Source organism: Clostridium collagenovorans DSM 3089, assembly GCF_900130005.1.
Lineage (GTDB): Bacteria > Bacillota > Clostridia > Clostridiales > Clostridiaceae > Clostridium_D > Clostridium_D collagenovorans.
The window spans coordinates 256,719-273,450 of the sequence record NZ_FQXP01000005.1 but is presented as its reverse complement, the minus strand read 5'-3'; the positions used below and the strand labels follow the sequence as shown (position 1 = coordinate 273,450).

General features: G+C 28.3%; 17 protein-coding genes. 15 read left to right on the top strand and 2 right to left on the bottom strand.

All coding sequences use genetic code 11. The features are described from left to right. Window positions 1-160: 160 nt before the first annotated feature. The 5 genes from BUA48_RS07480 (at window position 161) to rho (ending at window position 5,963) form a co-directional block, all read left to right on the top strand. A complete protein-coding gene (locus BUA48_RS07480) occupies window positions 161-1,192 on the top strand; it encodes a D-alanine--D-alanine ligase family protein (RefSeq protein ID WP_072831429.1) in 1,032 nt (343 codons plus the stop codon). Window positions 1,193-1,336: 144 nt separating this feature from the next. Continuing rightward, a complete protein-coding gene (locus BUA48_RS07475) occupies window positions 1,337-2,320 on the top strand; it encodes a DUF814 domain-containing protein (protein ID WP_072831428.1) in 984 nt (327 codons plus the stop codon). Between the two features lie 187 nt (window positions 2,321-2,507). Then, complete coding sequence (locus BUA48_RS07470; RefSeq protein ID WP_072831427.1) at window positions 2,508-2,924, top strand: YwiB family protein; 417 nt, start codon at window positions 2,508-2,510, stop codon at window positions 2,922-2,924. Window positions 2,925-3,281: 357 nt separating this feature from the next. Next, the gene (locus BUA48_RS07465; RefSeq protein ID WP_072831426.1) at window positions 3,282-3,569 is read left to right on the top strand and encodes a hypothetical protein; all 288 of its coding nucleotides are present in this window, start codon (window positions 3,282-3,284) and stop codon (window positions 3,567-3,569) included. 489 nt (window positions 3,570-4,058) lie between these two features. After that, complete coding sequence (gene rho / locus BUA48_RS07460; protein WP_084666153.1) at window positions 4,059-5,963, top strand: transcription termination factor Rho; 1,905 nt, start codon at window positions 4,059-4,061, stop codon at window positions 5,961-5,963. 255 nt (window positions 5,964-6,218) lie between these two features. On the opposite strand, the gene rpmE is transcribed toward rho, so the two are convergent. Next, complete coding sequence (gene rpmE / locus BUA48_RS07455) at window positions 6,219-6,428, bottom strand: 50S ribosomal protein L31 (RefSeq protein ID WP_072831425.1); 210 nt, start codon at window positions 6,426-6,428, stop codon at window positions 6,219-6,221. A gap of 199 nt (window positions 6,429-6,627) precedes the next feature. Between rpmE and BUA48_RS07450 the strand changes: the two genes are divergently transcribed. The 9 genes from BUA48_RS07450 to upp all read left to right on the top strand — a co-directional run bounded on the left by BUA48_RS07450 (window position 6,628) and on the right by upp (window position 14,517). Continuing rightward, window positions 6,628-7,221 (top strand): thymidine kinase, encoded by a 594-nt coding sequence (locus BUA48_RS07450; RefSeq protein ID WP_072831424.1) that lies wholly within the window; start codon window positions 6,628-6,630, stop codon window positions 7,219-7,221. A gap of 38 nt (window positions 7,222-7,259) precedes the next feature. After that, complete coding sequence (locus BUA48_RS07445; protein ID WP_072831423.1) at window positions 7,260-8,174, top strand: DUF1385 domain-containing protein; 915 nt, start codon at window positions 7,260-7,262, stop codon at window positions 8,172-8,174. 27 nt (window positions 8,175-8,201) lie between these two features. Then, window positions 8,202-9,056: a peptide chain release factor N(5)-glutamine methyltransferase gene (prmC, locus tag BUA48_RS07440; protein ID WP_072831422.1), complete on the top strand. Its 855-nt coding sequence runs from the start codon at window positions 8,202-8,204 to the stop codon at window positions 9,054-9,056. A 167-nt stretch (window positions 9,057-9,223) separates the two neighbouring features. After that, complete coding sequence (gene prfA, locus BUA48_RS07435) at window positions 9,224-10,303, top strand: peptide chain release factor 1 (protein WP_072831421.1); 1,080 nt, start codon at window positions 9,224-9,226, stop codon at window positions 10,301-10,303. A 237-nt stretch (window positions 10,304-10,540) separates the two neighbouring features. After that, window positions 10,541-11,122, top strand: coding sequence for a hypothetical protein (locus tag BUA48_RS07430; protein WP_072831420.1), 582 nt, complete (start codon window positions 10,541-10,543; stop codon window positions 11,120-11,122). 148 nt (window positions 11,123-11,270) lie between these two features. Beyond that, on the top strand, window positions 11,271-11,996 hold the full coding sequence (locus tag BUA48_RS07425) for a ZIP family metal transporter (protein ID WP_072831419.1): 726 nt from the start codon (window positions 11,271-11,273) through the stop codon (window positions 11,994-11,996). 21 nt (window positions 11,997-12,017) lie between these two features. Then, entirely contained in the window at window positions 12,018-13,067 is a 1,050-nt protein-coding gene (locus BUA48_RS07420) for an L-threonylcarbamoyladenylate synthase (RefSeq protein WP_072831418.1), read from the top strand. Window positions 13,068-13,336: 269 nt separating this feature from the next. Continuing rightward, window positions 13,337-13,786 carry a ribose 5-phosphate isomerase B gene (gene rpiB, locus BUA48_RS07415; RefSeq protein WP_072831417.1) on the top strand — a complete coding sequence of 150 codons (450 nt, stop codon included), beginning with the start codon at window positions 13,337-13,339 and terminating at the stop codon, window positions 13,784-13,786. 101 nt (window positions 13,787-13,887) lie between these two features. After that, entirely contained in the window at window positions 13,888-14,517 is a 630-nt protein-coding gene (gene upp / locus BUA48_RS07410) for a uracil phosphoribosyltransferase (RefSeq protein WP_072831416.1), read from the top strand. A gap of 112 nt (window positions 14,518-14,629) precedes the next feature. Here the strand turns inward: upp and rluF are convergent, their stop codons facing one another. Continuing rightward, window positions 14,630-15,493 (bottom strand): 23S rRNA pseudouridine(2604) synthase RluF, encoded by an 864-nt coding sequence (gene rluF / locus BUA48_RS07405; RefSeq protein ID WP_072831415.1) that lies wholly within the window; start codon window positions 15,491-15,493, stop codon window positions 14,630-14,632. Between the two features lie 871 nt (window positions 15,494-16,364). Here rluF and BUA48_RS07400 point away from each other — a divergent pair. After that, entirely contained in the window at window positions 16,365-16,724 is a 360-nt protein-coding gene (locus tag BUA48_RS07400) for an ATP synthase subunit I (protein WP_072831414.1), read from the top strand. The last annotated feature ends 8 nt before the right edge of the window (window positions 16,725-16,732 follow it).

The window sequence follows — 16,732 nt, the reverse complement described above, 5'->3', positions numbered from 1 at the left end:
TTTTAATATTAGATTTTAATATTAGATTTTAATAAAGTTTATATGTAAATTTAAATTTATTAAAAAATAGGTATAAAATTTTAGTCCATATAAGATACTTTGGAGTATAATATATATTTTAAAGAACTTTATGAACAATAATTAGGAAAGAGGTAATTGTATGAAAATTAAAGTTGCAATTTTATTTGGTGGACAATCTACAGAGCATGAGGTATCAAGAGTATCTGCAGCTTCAGTTTTAAGACACATAGATCAATATAAATATGATGTATACCCAATAGGTATTACTAAAGATGGTCAATGGTTTGAGTATAATGGAAAAATAGACAATATAGAAAATGGTTCTTGGGAAACTGATGAGTTTTACAAGAAACCAGAAGGTGAAAATATCTTATTTAATAAGGGCGTTGACGCAGTGTTCCCAGTATTACACGGAGCTTATGGAGAAGATGGTACAATTCAAGGGTTATGTAAATTATTGAACATACCTTGTGTTGGTCCAGGGGTTATGTCTTCAGCAGTTTGTATGGATAAGGTATACACTAAATATGTATTAGAGAAGTTTGGTGTTAAGCAAGCAGATTACTATGTAGTTACAGCTGCTAACTATGCTAATGATAAGGATACTATTGTATCAGCTATAGAAGAAAAATTAGGTTATAACTTATTCATAAAACCAGCTAATAGTGGTTCTTCAGTAGGTATAACTAAGGCTCATGATAGAGAAGAGCTTATAAAAGGTATAGAAGAAGCATTAAAACATGATAGAAAAGTATTAGTAGAAGAAGCTTTAATTGCTAGAGAAATTGAGGTGTCAGTTCTAGGAAATGATGCTCCAGAGGCTTCTTTACCAGGAGAAATAATTCCAGCAAAAGAATTCTATGATTATGAAGCAAAATATCAAAATGAAAATTCATTGCTTTTAATACCTGCTAATTTACCAGAAGATGAGTTAGAAGGAATTAGAGAAAAAGCAGTTAATATATATAAAAATTTAGATTGTGCTGGTATGGCTAGGGTTGATTTCTTAGTTGATAAGGATACAAGAGAAGTGTATTTAAATGAAGTTAATACAATTCCAGGATTCACTAGTATAAGTATGTATTCTAAAATGTGGGAATCTACAGGAAAGCCATATACTCAATTAATTGATGAATTAATTCAATTAGCTTTAGAAAGAAAAAATGGTTAATAGTATAATAAATATATTGTAAATAAAAATAATTTAATTTGTATTTTAGTAGAGTTTACCAGTGTAAACTCTATTAAAATATATAATAAGATTCATTAAATTACATATTCTAATAAAGTAAATACTTAAAGGAGAAAACAGCATATGACAAAGGCAATTGCTATGATATCAGGTGGCTTAGATAGTTTATTAGCTGCTAAACTTATAAAGAATCAAGGAATAGAGGTAATAGGCGTTTGCTTTAAATCTTATTTTTTCAATGAAGATAATGCTAAAAGAATGACTGCTCAAATAGATATACCTCTTGAAGTTGTAGACTTTTCAGAGGAACATTTAGAAATAGTAAGAAATCCAAAACATGGACATGGAAAAAATATGAATCCATGTATAGATTGTCATGCAATGATGATGAGATATTCTGGAGAGTTATTGAAAAAATTTAATGCTGACTTTATTATAACAGGAGAAGTATTAAATCAAAGACCTATGTCTCAAAATAAAGGTGCACTTCAAACGGTAAAAAAAGAATCAGGAGTAGGAGATAAGATTTTAAGACCTTTATGTGCTAAAAACTTAGATCCAACTGAAATGGAACTAAGTGGATTAGTAGATAGAGAACAACTGTTAGACATAAAAGGGAGAACTAGAACAGCTCAAATGGAATTAGCAGAGAAGTGGGGCATAGTTGATTATCCATCACCAGCAGGTGGGTGTAAATTAACAGAGCCAAACTATTCAAAAAGACTAAAAATAACCTTAGAAAATACACCTACTATAACAAAAAGAGAATTGGAATTGTTGAAAATAGGAAGACATTTCAGAGTTAATAATGGAGCTACCATTATATCTACTAGAACTGCTGATGAAGCTAAATCTATTAAAGAATTATTAAATGAAAATGATACTGTAATGCTAGCTAAAGATTTTAGTGGTTCTATGATAGTAATACTAAGCAAAGATCCAAGTTTAAGTGATATAGAATATGGTGCAAAGCTTACTGCTAGATACTCAAAAGGAAAAGATTTAGGTGTCATAACTATTAAATATGGTAATTACTCAAAGCCATTAAATAAGATAGTTGAAGCAGCAGCTGCTACTGATGAAGAAATAAATACATATATAATTTAACAATGTGTAAAAATTAGGTGGGGACTATTTTACTCCACCTAATATATGGTATAGTTTAGATATATTAATAAGTACATAAATTTAATAATTAAACATATTAAAAATGAGATTAAAAGGACTTATTAAGAAAATATATGAATAATTTTCACTTAGGTAATTTTTAGCGATATATAAAGAGGTGAGAAACGTGAAAAAGAAAGCTCTAATATCTGTAAGTAGTAAGCAAAAGGGCGGAACAGAGGATGCTATAGAAGTAGTAACTCCAGGTGTTTTCTTTAAAGATGAGGACAAATTAGTTGCATCTTACGAAGAAACAGAGATTTCAGGAATGGATGGAACAACAACTACTTTAGAGATATATAATGATTATTTTATCTTAAATAGAGAAGGTACAACAAGTTCAAGGATGGAATTTTCACAGAATAATAATGATGTTATTTTGTATAACACTCCTCATGGAGCATTAGAATTGAGTTTTATTGTACATAAAGTAGAAATGGACATAGACGAAGAGGGTGGAACAATATATGCTAATTATGATCTTATCATACAAGGTCAGCCAAGCATAAATACATCCATTAATGTAGAGATTCAATTAAATTAGCATAGGGGTATAAATAGAATAATCCAAGTATTATACTATTTATACCTATAGTTATATATTATTATATATTATATATTATATTTTAAAGTGAAAGTTATTAAGTTTAAAAAGTCTGAAGATATGATATTTAGTTTATAAAATCATAGATAATTATATTTAGTCTATAAAGTTTGGTAAGTCTTAAGATCTTAAAGATAATATATTAGTATGTATACATGAATTATAGGGTATGGTAGATATAGAGTTTAGTAATGCAAATAATTACTTAATATTTTAAAAATAAAATAATAAAAAATAAGAACAAATGTTTAAAAAGAAAATTTTTGTATATACTTTAGAATAAAAGGTGGTGAAATCATGATAACTTCTGAAAAGTATACAAAAATAATAAATTTAATATGTAGTATAAAAGGGATCTCATTAGAGGAGCAACATAAAATTTTAGAAGATAAGGAATGTAAATATTTACTTTTATTGCTTATGAAGAAATATGATTGTTTGGATATAAAGAGACTAGAAGATGATTTTAACTTACCTAATATGAAAAGAGTATTTTCCAACATAAAAAAAGCAGAAGAACATTTTTTAATAAATTACTATTTTAGAAATCAATATTTTTCCCTTGATGAACTAATGTCAAAATAAAATAATAAAAAATTTATAAAACATATATATTTAAAATTTGTAATTAGTGGTATAATTAAAAGGTAGTATAGATTTTACATTTTAAAATAAATTTTAAATCATACTTTATAATATAAAGTTATTAATATACATAAAAGTAAATAAGTATGTTAAATATAATTATTTTAATTGTAAATCCATTATTTTATATGATACAATAAAATAAAGGTTTGTCTTAAGTTATAATAAAAGTCTTAGGCAAATGAATTAATAAAATAAGAAGAGTAATTGTAATGTATAAGTATACAATGCATTTCTAATCAAATTTACTAAATTTATAATAATTTCCGCATACGTGATTAAATTTTAGCAGTTTAATATTTATAAAAGAATAAATGGTTATTTCTATATTATGAGGGTTGAATTAAATAATGTAAGTAAAGATTTGTAAGTGAAGGGAGGAATCACCAGGCTAATATATAGATAGAAGATAGCTTTGGTGAAAAATTTGTGACGCGTATTGACTTAGAAAATAAAAATTTGGTGGAACTAAAAGCAATAGCTAAAGAACTTGGTATCAATAATGCATATAAATTTAGAAAGATGGAATTAATTGAATTAATAAAAGGTAAATCACCTTTATCCATTGAGAAAAATGGAGTTGTTTTATCTGAAAAAATATCTACTAAGGGTAATGAGCCATCTGATAAAATAGAAGAAGTTATTGAAAGTAAAGAAAACTCTTCAGTCATTGAAGATGAAAAATCAAATAGTGATGAAGAGAAAACAGAAGATACAAGCATAAGAACTAATTATCCACAGAACAAGACTTTTATAAGAAATGACAGAACCAATAATAATGATACAACACATACTAGAACATATAATAATCGAAATTATGACAATGATAGTGTAAACAATAATAGAAATAATTATAATAACTATGATAACAATAGAAGTTATCAAAATAATAGTTATGAGAATAGAAGCTATCAAAACAACAATTATCAAAATAATAATTACTCAAACAATAGTTATTCAAACAATAGTTATTCAAATAATAGTTATTCAAACAATAATTATGAAAATAATGATGGAAGAAGAGACTATGATAAAAAAGAAAGATTAAAAGAAATGATAGATGAATCTGACAGTGCTAGTGGAGTATTAGAGATTGTTGAAAATAATAGTTATGGTTTCTTAAGAGGAGATAACTATTTAACTAGCTCTAAGGATATATATGTATCGCCTTCTCAAATAAGAAGATTTAATTTAAAAACAGGTGATGCGGTTAAGGGAAGAGTAAGAATACCTAAAGAAGGGGAAAAATTCAAGGCTTTACTTTATGTTGAAAGTATAAATGGTGAAAATCCAGAAAAAGCTGTTACAAGAGTACCTTTTGAAAAGTTAACTCCAATATATCCAAAAGAAAGATTAAAATTAGAAAGTTTTTCAGCTGATATAGCCTCTAGACTTATGGATATAATTTCTCCAATAGGTAAAGGACAAAGAGGGCTTATAGTTGCCCCACCTAAAGCAGGAAAAACAACTATACTTAAAAAATTAGCTAAGAGCATAAAGACTAATAATCCAGAAGTAAAACTTATAGTTTTATTAATAGATGAAAGACCAGAGGAAGTAACAGACCTTCAAAGATTTATAGCAGAAGAGGGGGAAGTCATATACTCAACTTTTGATGAAGAACCACATAACCATGGAAAGGTTGCATCTATGGTACTTGAAAGAGCTAAGAGAATGGTGGAGCAAGGACAAGATGTGGTTATATTATTAGATAGTTTAACAAGACTTTCTAGAGCATATAACTTAATAATCACACCAACTGGAAGAACTTTATCTGGAGGTTTAGATCCAGGCGCTTTAACAATGCCTAAAAAATTCTTTGGTGCTGCTAGAAATATTGAGGAAGGTGGAAGTTTAACTATATTAGCTACTGCTTTAGTTGATACTGGTAGTAGAATGGATGATATGGTTTTTGAAGAGTTTAAGGGTACAGGAAATATGGAAGTTCACTTAGATAGAAAGCTTCAAGAGAATAGAATATTCCCAGCTATTGATATTTATAAATCAGGTACTAGAAGAGATGATTTACTTCTAACAGCAGAAGAGTTTGAGTTATCTTCAAGCATAAGAAAAAATATGTATACTATGTATAACGAAGGTAATTTAAATATAATGACTGAAAGACTTATTAGAATGATTGGTAAAACGAAGAATAATAATGAATTTATGATGCAAGTAAGCAAAAATATAGAATTATTAACTAAGAATCCATATCATAAAGAGAATAATAATTATAATAACAATAGAGAAAATAATTACAACAATAATAATAGAGAGTATTCAAATAATAGATATAACAATAATAATAATTACAACAACAATAATAACAAATAAGTTTAAATTCAAGTGAATAAAATTAAGTTTATAATATTTAAAAATTAATTATATGTGTATAAAAAGTTATAAATAATATTTAGTAAAACATTTTGTGTTTCAAAAATTATTAAGGGTGTATTTTATATAGTGTATTTTAAGGCTACTTTATAATTAAGAAGTTATATGATTATAAAGTAGCCTTTTAAGTTTTATAATTAGTACAAAAAAGTAAAAAAGAAAGAAACCGAAGTTTCTTTCTTATAAGCACTTGAATTAGTCCATTTTGATATTGAACTTTTTCATGAATTTGTCTACTCTTCCACCAGCATCTATTGACTTTTGCTTTCCAGTGTAGAATGGGTGACATTTTGAGCAAACCTCAACTTTAAGTTCTGGTTTAACAGAACCAGTTACAAAAGTTTCACCACAAGCACATTTAACAACTGCGTCTGTGTGGTAATTTGGATGTAAATCCTTTTTCATATACATTCACCTCTCTTAAGAAATTTAATGCATACCGTCATCAACCATTACATTCTATCATAAAATAATAATTTAAGTCAATAATATAGTTTCAAAGTTTAATAAGGTTCTATTGTTATTTCAGGGTAAATTAACTATAATAAATTAAGATATTCTAGTTTCATGAACATAACTTTAAGACTAAGGAGTAAATAATTATATGAGTAAATTATATTTTAGATACGGTGCAATGAATTGTGGAAAGTCTACCAATCTTCTTCAGGTAGCACATAACTATGAAGAAAGAGGTATGAAAGTAGTTATTATAAAGCCTAAAATAGATACGAAGGGCGGTAATACTGTAGTATCTAGGTTGGGTATAATAAGAGAAGTAGATATATTAGTTGATAATGAACATAATCTTTTAGAGAAATTTAGAAGTTATATAAATAAGCATGGAGAAGTTAATTGTGTCCTTGTAGATGAAGCACAGTTTCTAAAGAGTCATCATGTGGATGAATTATTAGAAGTTGCTGTTAAGATGGATATACCGGTAGTATGCTATGGTCTTAGAACAGACTTCTTAGCTCAAGGCTTTGAGGGAAGTAGTAGACTACTTTTAATTGCTCATTCTTTGGAGGAACTAAAAACCATTTGTAAGTGTGGTAAAAAGGGTGTTTTTAATGGTAGAATGATAAATGGAAGATTTATATTTGAAGGAGATCAAGTAGTTATAGATAATGGAGAAATGGTAGAATATGAATCTTTATGTGCAGAGTGTTATTTAAAATATAAAGAGGCTTATAAGAAGTAAATATTATTAAAGATTTTTTATAAAAAGGGGGGAGTATTGTGAGCAAAAGGGTTAATGTTGGTGGGCAAGCGGTAATTGAAGGCGTAATGATGAGAGGGCAAGCAGCAACTGCCACTGCGGTAAGAAAACCTGATGGTGAAATTATAGTTAAAAAAGATGAAATTATTCCCTTAGGGAAAAGGTATAAGATATTAGCATTGCCTTTGATAAGGGGATTCGTGAACTTAATAGAATCTTTAGTCATTGGAATAAAAGCTCTAAATTATTCTTCAACTTTTTTTGAAGATGATGAGGATGCTAAGGAAAGTAAAATTGATCAATGGATGACTAGAGTGTTTAAAGATAAAACAGGTGATGTATTAATAGGAATATCATTAGTATTATCATTAATATTTTCAATGTTACTATTTTTTATATTGCCAACTACTGCTGCTAATATATTTAAAAAGATAGGAATTGAGAATGTATTATTATTGAATATATTAGAGGGTGTAATAAGAGTAGGTATATTTCTAGCGTATATATATTTAATAGGAAAGATGGGAGATATAAAGAGGGTATTTCAGTATCATGGTGCTGAGCATAAAACTATTTTCTGTTATGAAAATGGGGTTGAATTAACTCCTGAGAATGCACAGAGGTTTGGAAGATTACATCCAAGGTGTGGTACAAATTTCATGTTCTTGGTTATGATAGTTAGTATAGTGTTATTTACATTTACAGGATGGGGGAATTATTTAGAAAGAATATTTTTTAGATTGTTACTTTTACCTGTAGTATCTGGAGTAACCTATGAAATTATAAGATGGATGGGAAAAAGTGAGGGTAAGTTAAGTAAAATAATGTCTTATCCGGGGCTTATGCTTCAGAAATTAACAACAAAGGAACCAGATTTAGAACAACTTGAGGTTGCAATAGCTTCCTTAAAGGCAGCTGAAGGCATAGAAGAATAATAGTTAAACTAGAAAAAAGGTGAATTAATGAATATAGGAGAAGCATTAATAAAGTCTAATTTTACACTTAAGGATGCGGAAATTGAAAATTACATATTAGACTCTCAATTGTTGATGTGTAAGGTTTTAAATAAAGATAAAATGTTTATACTTATGAATAGAGAAGAAGAATTATCTAAATCTCAGGAAGAAGAGTTTTTTAAGTTGGTGGAATTAAGAAGAAAAAAGATGCCTACTAAATATATTTTAGGGAAAACTGAATTTATGGGTTTAGATATTTTAATAAAGCCAGGAGTATTAATTCCAAGAGCAGATACAGAGATTTTAGTTGAGGAAGCTATAAAAATAATAAAAGAGAACTCATATTTGAAGGTCTGTGATTTATGTTCAGGAAGTGGAGCTATAGGAGTAGCTATATGTAGCTTTTTAAAGGATATTACATTAAATTCATATGATATTGATGAAGTGGCTTTAGATGTAACTGAAAGAAATATATTTAATTTAAAGTTAGAGCAAAGAGCTAAAGTTCAATATAGTGATTTGCTTCAGAAAGCTATAGAGGATAAAGAAAGTTTTGATATGATAGTTTCCAATCCTCCATATATAAGGAAGGATGTTATTCCTACATTGATGGAAGATGTTAAGGATTATGAACCCTATATAGCACTTTGTGGTGGAGAGGATGGATTAAATTTTTATAGAACAATAACTACTCAAAGCTTAAAAGTTTTAAAAAAAGGTGGAGCTTTAGCTTATGAAATAGGGCATGATCAAAAGGATGATGTTATTTCTATATTAAAGGAAAATGGCTTTGAAAGTATTTATGCTTTACAGGATTTTTCGGGGTTAGATAGAGTAGTTATAGGATTTTTACCAAAGTAATAAAATATATAATTGAGAGAGGAAAAAATTATATGTAAATCATCATAGTGTTAGTGTAAAATCTACGTAATATTGGTATATATAAAGCTATTAGGCTTTATTGAGAAGTACAAAGACTTATGATATAATAAAATAATGTTAAAATATAGATACGGAGTGATAATGGCATGTTAGATAGATTGAACTTTTTAGAAAACAAGTACGAAGAGCTGTCAATAAAGATTAGTGATCCAAGTGTTATGTCAAACCAAAAGGAATGGCAAAAACTTTGTAAAGAACATTCAGAGGTTGAAATTATAGTTTTAAAGTATAGAGAATACAAAAAAGCTGTAGAAGGTATAGAAGAAAACAAAGAAATGCTTTCTATGGAAAGTGATAAAGATATGAGAGACATGATTCAAGAAGATTTAAAGCAATTACAAGCAGATAAAGAAGTTCTTGAGTCAGAATTAAAAATATTATTATTACCTAAGGACCCTAATGACTCCAAAAACGTTTTCATAGAAATTAGAGGTGGAGCAGGTGGAGATGAAGCAGCTCTATTTGCAGCTAATTTATTTAGAATGTATGTTAAATATGCAGAAAAACAAAACTGGAAATATGAAGTTATGAGTGCTAATGAAACTGACATTGGTGGATTCAAAGAAGTAGTATTTATGGTTAAAGGTGATGGCGCATACAGTAAGTTTAAGTATGAAAGTGGAGTGCATAGAGTACAAAGGGTACCTGATACAGAATCAAGCGGAAGAATTCATACATCAACAGCTACAGTAGCTGTATTACCAGAAGTTGATGATGTAGAAATTGAAATTAATGCAAATGATTTAAGAATTGATGTATTTAGAGCATCAGGAAACGGTGGCCAGTGTGTTAACACTACTGACTCTGCTGTAAGAATGACGCATATACCAACAGGACTTGTGGTATCATGTCAGGATGAAAAATCACAGTTAAAGAATAAGGAAAAGGCTTTAAAAATCTTACGTTCAAGATTATATGAGATGGCTGAAGCAGAAAGAAATAAGGGTATTGCAGATGACAGAAAGAGTCAGGTTGGTACTGGAGATAGAAGTGAAAGAATTAGAACATATAACTACCCACAAGGAAGAGTTACAGAGCATAGAATAGGATTAACTTTATATAAGTTAGAACAGTTCTTAGATGGGGATATTCAAGAAGTTATAGATGCACTTATTACAGAAGAGCAGTCTAAAAAAATGGAAGCTATGGGTAATAGTGATTTCTAGAATAAAAATTAAATTAAAAAAATAAGAAAAAATTTATCTATCCCTCTTTTAAAAAAGAGGGATAGATTTTATAATATAAATAATAGTTTATTGATATAGAAGTAATTATTTATTTAAAGAGTGGATGAAAATTGTTTTGATTTCTTATTGTAATTTATGTAAAAATTCTAGCTAATGCATTTATAGATACTATAAGTGGAGAAGTAACTTTAAGAGTAAACGAGAGGTGTTAGGTATATGAATATAGATAAAGCTATAAAAAAACAAAAAAGTAATTACATAATCTTTGTTTTTTATATGAGCTTTATTTTTGCTTTTTTGCCAGTGGCATTATTCTTATCCGGTAAAAAAGGTGAAATCTATATTGCATGTTTAGTTGTTATACAGTTACTCATAGTTTTAGAGGTTTTTAGAAAATCCTTTGAGGATTTAATGGAGCTAAAATATGATGATGGCAAAATAAGAATAAGGCATGGTTTTTTAGGAAAAAACTACAGTGTAAATTGTGATAAGATAGTATATGTTCACGCTGTAGGTGAAGATGATAAAATTATAATTATCGTTGGAAGCAAAAAGAAAATAAAGAAAAAAACCTTTAGACAATTGGAGAGAAAGGCATTAAGTAAGTATAAAGAAATTTTAGAGTATGAAAGTAATTTGGTTATGGAAGATAAAAGCACTAGAATTTATTACTATAGTTTCTTAAAGGGTAGATATATTAAATATAGTTTTTTAGATATGCTATATAGATACTGTACTAGTGCAAAGTTTTCTAATACAGCTATAGAGAAAATTAAGTTTTTTAGAGTATCCATATAAAATTTTTATAATTTAGAATATAACTTTAGGAAAATAAAACCTCCTTAAAATTAATATATATGATAAGCATAACTTGTATTTATGGGGTTATAAATAAATTTCATATACGTATATATTAAAAGAAGTAATAAATTTTAAGGAGATAATTATGAGTAATGTACATAATATGGTGATGTTTTCGTTGGTTATGTCTATGATAGGAACTATGATAGGAGCTTTTATTGGAGTTCAAACAGGAACCAAAACTAGCTCTAAGAAGTTTTTAGGATATGTTACAGCTATTGCTTGTGGAATAATGATTTCAATATCTATTTTTGAATTAATTCCAGAAGCGTATAAGGATTTAGGTGGAATTAATACACTTATATTTTTATTATTTGGAATGGGTGTTATATATATAGGTAATAAGATTGCGGAATCTTTTAATGGTAATAAGCATAAAAGGGTTGCATTTATGGTTGGATTATCACTTGCATTACATAACTTCCCTGAAGGATTAGTAGTAGGGTTGGGCTTTGCTAGTGGAGCAACTCTAGCGTTAAAAATGAGTATTATAATAATGTTACATGATATACCAGAAGGGGTAGCAGTGGCATCACCTTTAAAGTTCTCTGATGAAAGTAATTGGAAGATTTACTTTTATGCACTGGTAACTGGATTACCAGCGGTCTTAGGAACTTTAATAGGACTTAGAGTAGGTAGTATATCACCAATGATTTTGGCTATTTCATTAGCTTTAGCTGGAGGAGTTATGATGTATGTGTCACTTGGGCAGATGTATTTTGAAGCTAAAGAAGCCTGTGGAGGAAAGTATAGCTTTTTGTATACCTTAGTAGGTATTGGTATAGGATTATTTATGGTGCTTGCTTTTTAGTATAAATTAGAGGTGAAGAATTTGGAAACAAAAGTTGTAATTATAGATGAAAAAAATATAGATGAAAGTTTAATTAAAGAAGCTGCGGAATATATAAAGATGGGTGAAGTTGTAGCGTTTCCAACGGAGACAGTATATGGATTAGGTGCTGATGCATTGAATGCTGAGGCAGTAAAGAAGATATTTCAGGCTAAGGGAAGACCTCAAGATAACCCTTTAATTATTCATGTAGCTGACTTTGATATAAAAAAATATGTTAAAGAAGTACCTGAAAAAGCTAAAAAGTTAATGGAAAAATTTTGGCCAGGTCCACTTACCATAGTATTTAATAAGCAGGATATTATTCCAGATGAAACTAGTGCACAATTAAAAACAATAGGTGTTAGAATGCCTTCTAGTGAAGTAGCATTAAAACTTATAAGGGAAGTGGGTACACCAATAGCTGCACCATCAGCTAATTTATCAGGTAAACCTAGTCCTACAAGAGTTGAGCATTGTATTGAAGATTTAAGTGGAAAAGTTCCCTTTATTTTAGGGGGAGAGTATAGTGAGGTTGGAGTAGAGTCTACAATAGTAGATATTACAGGAGATAAGTTATGTGTCTTAAGACCAGGAGGAATTACTTTATCTATGTTAAAAGAAGTGGATGAAGAGGTTTATATAGATCCAGCTGTAATGGAAAAACCAAGAGAAGATTTTAAACCTAAAGCCCCTGGAATGAAGTATAGACACTATGCACCTAAGGCTCCAGTGAAAATAATATGTGGAGAATTACAAAAAACAGTTGCAAAAATTAATGAAATGGTGCAAAATTATAAGGATGATGGAAAGCGAGTGGCAATAATTGCTACTGATGAAACTAAGGCAATGTACAAAGAAGGAGTAATAGTATCTGTAGGAACTAGGACTGATATTCAGACTGTAGGTAAAAATTTATTTAAGGTCTTAAGGGAATTTGATGATATGGATGTTGATTTAATAATATCTGAAGCCTTTGATGAGTATGATTTGGGTGTTGCTATTATGAATAGGTTAAAGAAATCAGCAGGATTTAATATAATATATGTTTAGTCTGTTTATGGATGACTAAACAAAAAAATTTTACCTAAAATAAGCTTTCCTAAAATACAAGGTTAGAAAAGTAAAAATATGTATTTATTCAAGTGGTATATAAAGATAAAGTTAATATAGTATGATAAGGAGAAGATAGAGGTTGGGTGTTGGGCTTTTATCTTCTTTTTTTATAAAAAAGTATATTTATTTATAGCTTACTTAAAATATAGGAAGCAAAGTTAATGTATTTATAAATAAAGATAATATAAAAGTTGGAGGGATTATTTATGAAAATTGCACTTGGTTGTGATCACGGAGGATTAAACTTAAAAAATGCTATAATTAAGCATTTAGAATCTAAAGGAATAGAAGTAAAAGATTTTGGCACATATACTTCAGATTCATGTGATTATCCAGAATATGCTTTAAGAGTTGCAGAGGAAGTAGCAGCTAAAAACTTTGATTTTGGAATATTAGTATGTGGTACTGGTATAGGAATAAGTATATCAGCGAATAAGGTTCCAGGAGTTAGAGCAGCATTATGTTCAGATACTTTCAGTGCACATGCAACAAGAGAACATAACAATGCTAATATACTTGCCTTAGGGGAAAGAGTTGTAGGTCAAGGATTAGCTATTGACATAGTAGATACATTCTTATCAGCTGAATTTGAGGGTGGAAGACATGAAAATAGAGTTAATAAGATTTCAGAAATTGAAAAAAAATACTCAAAATAATCTATACCTTAAAGAAAATTTAGTTAATATTTTATGCTAAAAATACTGAAAGTAATCAGTGTTTATAATACACATAGGTTTTGAAGTTTAGGAGGAGAAAAATGAGTAAAGTAACGCAAATAGCACATCCATTAATATTACACAAATTAGCCTTTATCAGGGATAAAAACACAGGTTCTAAAGACTTTAGAGACTTAGTGGAAGAAGTAGCAATGTTAATGGCGTATGAGGTAACAAGAGATCTACAAACAGAAGAGGTGGAGATAGAAACACCTATATGTACAACTAAGTGCAAAATGCTTGCAGGTAAGAAGCTAGCTATAGTTCCTATTTTAAGAGCTGGATTAGGAATGGTAGATGGAATGTTAAAATTAATACCAGCTGCTAAAGTTGGACATATTGGTATGTATAGAGATGAAGAAACTCTTCAACCGGTAGAATATTTCTGTAAGTTACCACAAGATATAAGTGAAAGATACATAATTGTAACTGACCCTATGTTAGCTACAGGCGGATCTGCTATTGATGCAATTGATGCTTTGAAAAAAAGAGGGGCTAACAATATAAGACTAATGTGCTTAATATCTTCACCAGAAGGTGTAAAAGCTGTTATGAATGCTCACCCAGATGTTGACATATATGTTGGATCTGTAGATGAAAAATTAAATGAAAATGGATATATTGTTCCTGGATTAGGTGATGCTGGAGATAGATTATTCGGAACAAAATAAGTATTGCTTTATTATAATTAAAAGTAGAAATAAATAGTATAAAAGAGGTTTAAGAATTTAAAATTCTTAAACCTCTTTTATATATAAGAATAAAATAATGTTAAAGTTTAGTTTACTTTTGCTTTGAAGATTTAAACGTGGTAGTTTGCTTCTTCTTAGGTTTAAAATTAGTAGAAGTTTTTTTCTTATAGGTAGTTTTAGATTTACTATAAGCTACTGAAGAGTGTTTTGATGTAGTTTTTTTTGTTGAGTTTTCAGAAATAGAAGCAGTTTCTGTTTTATCTGAATCCTTGACCATATCATTTATAACAGATAGCTCTTTAGGGGTTAGATAACGCCATTTTCCTAAGGCTATTCCATCTAAGGTTATATTCATAATACGAGTTCGTTTAAGTTTTATAACATTATAACCTAGATATTCACACATTCGTCTAATTTGTCTATTTAAACCTTGAGTTAAAATTATTCGAAATACAAACTTGCTTTCTTTTGAAATAAAACATTTTTTAGTTATAGTTTCTAATATGGGAACACCATTACCCATTTTTTTTATGAAGTCAGGTGTTATTGGTTTATCTACTGTAACTATGTATTCCTTTTCATGGTTATTGCCAGCTCGTAGAATTTTATTTACAATGTCTCCATCGTTAGTTAGAAATATTAAACCTTCTGAAGGTTTATCTAATCTACCTATTGGGAAAATTCTTTGAGGATAATTTATATAGTCCACTATATTATCTTTAACTTTATGTTCGGTTGTACAGGTAATACCAACAGGCTTATTAAATGCCATATATACAAGTTTCTCGCGAGCTTTTAAAGGTTTATTATTTACTAGTACAATATCAGAGTCTTGGACATCAGAGCCAAGTGTAGCTAGTTTACCATTTATCTTAACTTTTCCATCTGATATAAGTTTATCAGCTTCTCTTCTAGAACAAATACCAGTTTCACTAATAAATTTATTTAATCTCATAGGTAAGTATCCTTTCTTCTTAATTTAAACATCTTAATATTATAATATATATTGAGATAATAATGTATAAAAAAATAAAATAAATAGATAATAAAAGTAGAAATAGTGTGCTTAAAGGATGTATTTCTGAAAATTCAGTACTAAAAGTTAAAATTAGATAAGATTCTATGAAAGAAAATAGAAACTTTGTTGCAAAATTAATGTAATATATAAATTATGTATTAGTTTTTATGATTAAATATATAAGGAAATCATTATAAACTTAGAAAAATCAATGCTTAAGGTAAATGTTAATATTATAAGAGGTACATAGGTAACATTAAAAGTGATAAAAAATACAATATGTATATCCATTATTTACAATAATGTAAGGAATAAAAATGGTGTTTTTAAACATAAATTATTGAGAAATTATTAAAAAGCTTAAAAAATACAAAAGAATTAAAAAAAACTTTACGAAAAATGAATATAATGAAAAAAATATATTCATTTTTTAGAAAAATTGAACTATAATAAGTAAAAAGATTGATAATTTGTTAAGGAAGTCTTTTGTATTCTATAATTATTGAAATTAAGCCGTTTGGTATCTTTACACCTGTATCTTAAATGGAAAAAAAGTCAAGAGAATAAATAAAGTTTATTAATTGTTAACATTTTTTTTCAGATAAATGATAGTTAAAAAAATAAATTAATTCTAAAAGTAGGAAATTGAAGAAAAAAAGAGTTAGGTAGATTAATTAAGAGGCAAACTTGTCCTATTAATTTTTTCTCTTATATAAAGAAAAATACAGGAGAATATAGGGTTTTATTTATAAAATTCCCGGGACTATAATATATTAAGTAATTTGAGTCAACTCTGGAGGGTTAACAGTTGAATGACGAAGTGAAGTTTATGATGAAAAAAATAATTATGAATAATTTTCTAATTGCTATAATAATATCTGTTATTATAGCAGCATTAAGCACTAAACAGTATGCTTTAGTTTTCTTAAGCGGCTGTGCTGTAGCAATATTTAATTTTATTATAAATAGTGTTATTGTTAACTTATCTTTGTCGGGAGCCGCCAAGAACTCTTTACTTTTAATAGGGGGGATGTTTTTAAGGGTTTTCTTTGCAGCATTTATAGGTTATAAAGCTGTTATAGTAAATCCATATAATATAATACCTTATGTGTTTGGATATTCATCTCACTTTTTAGGGATGCTGACATATGGGTTGACTAATAAGTAAAAAGTTAA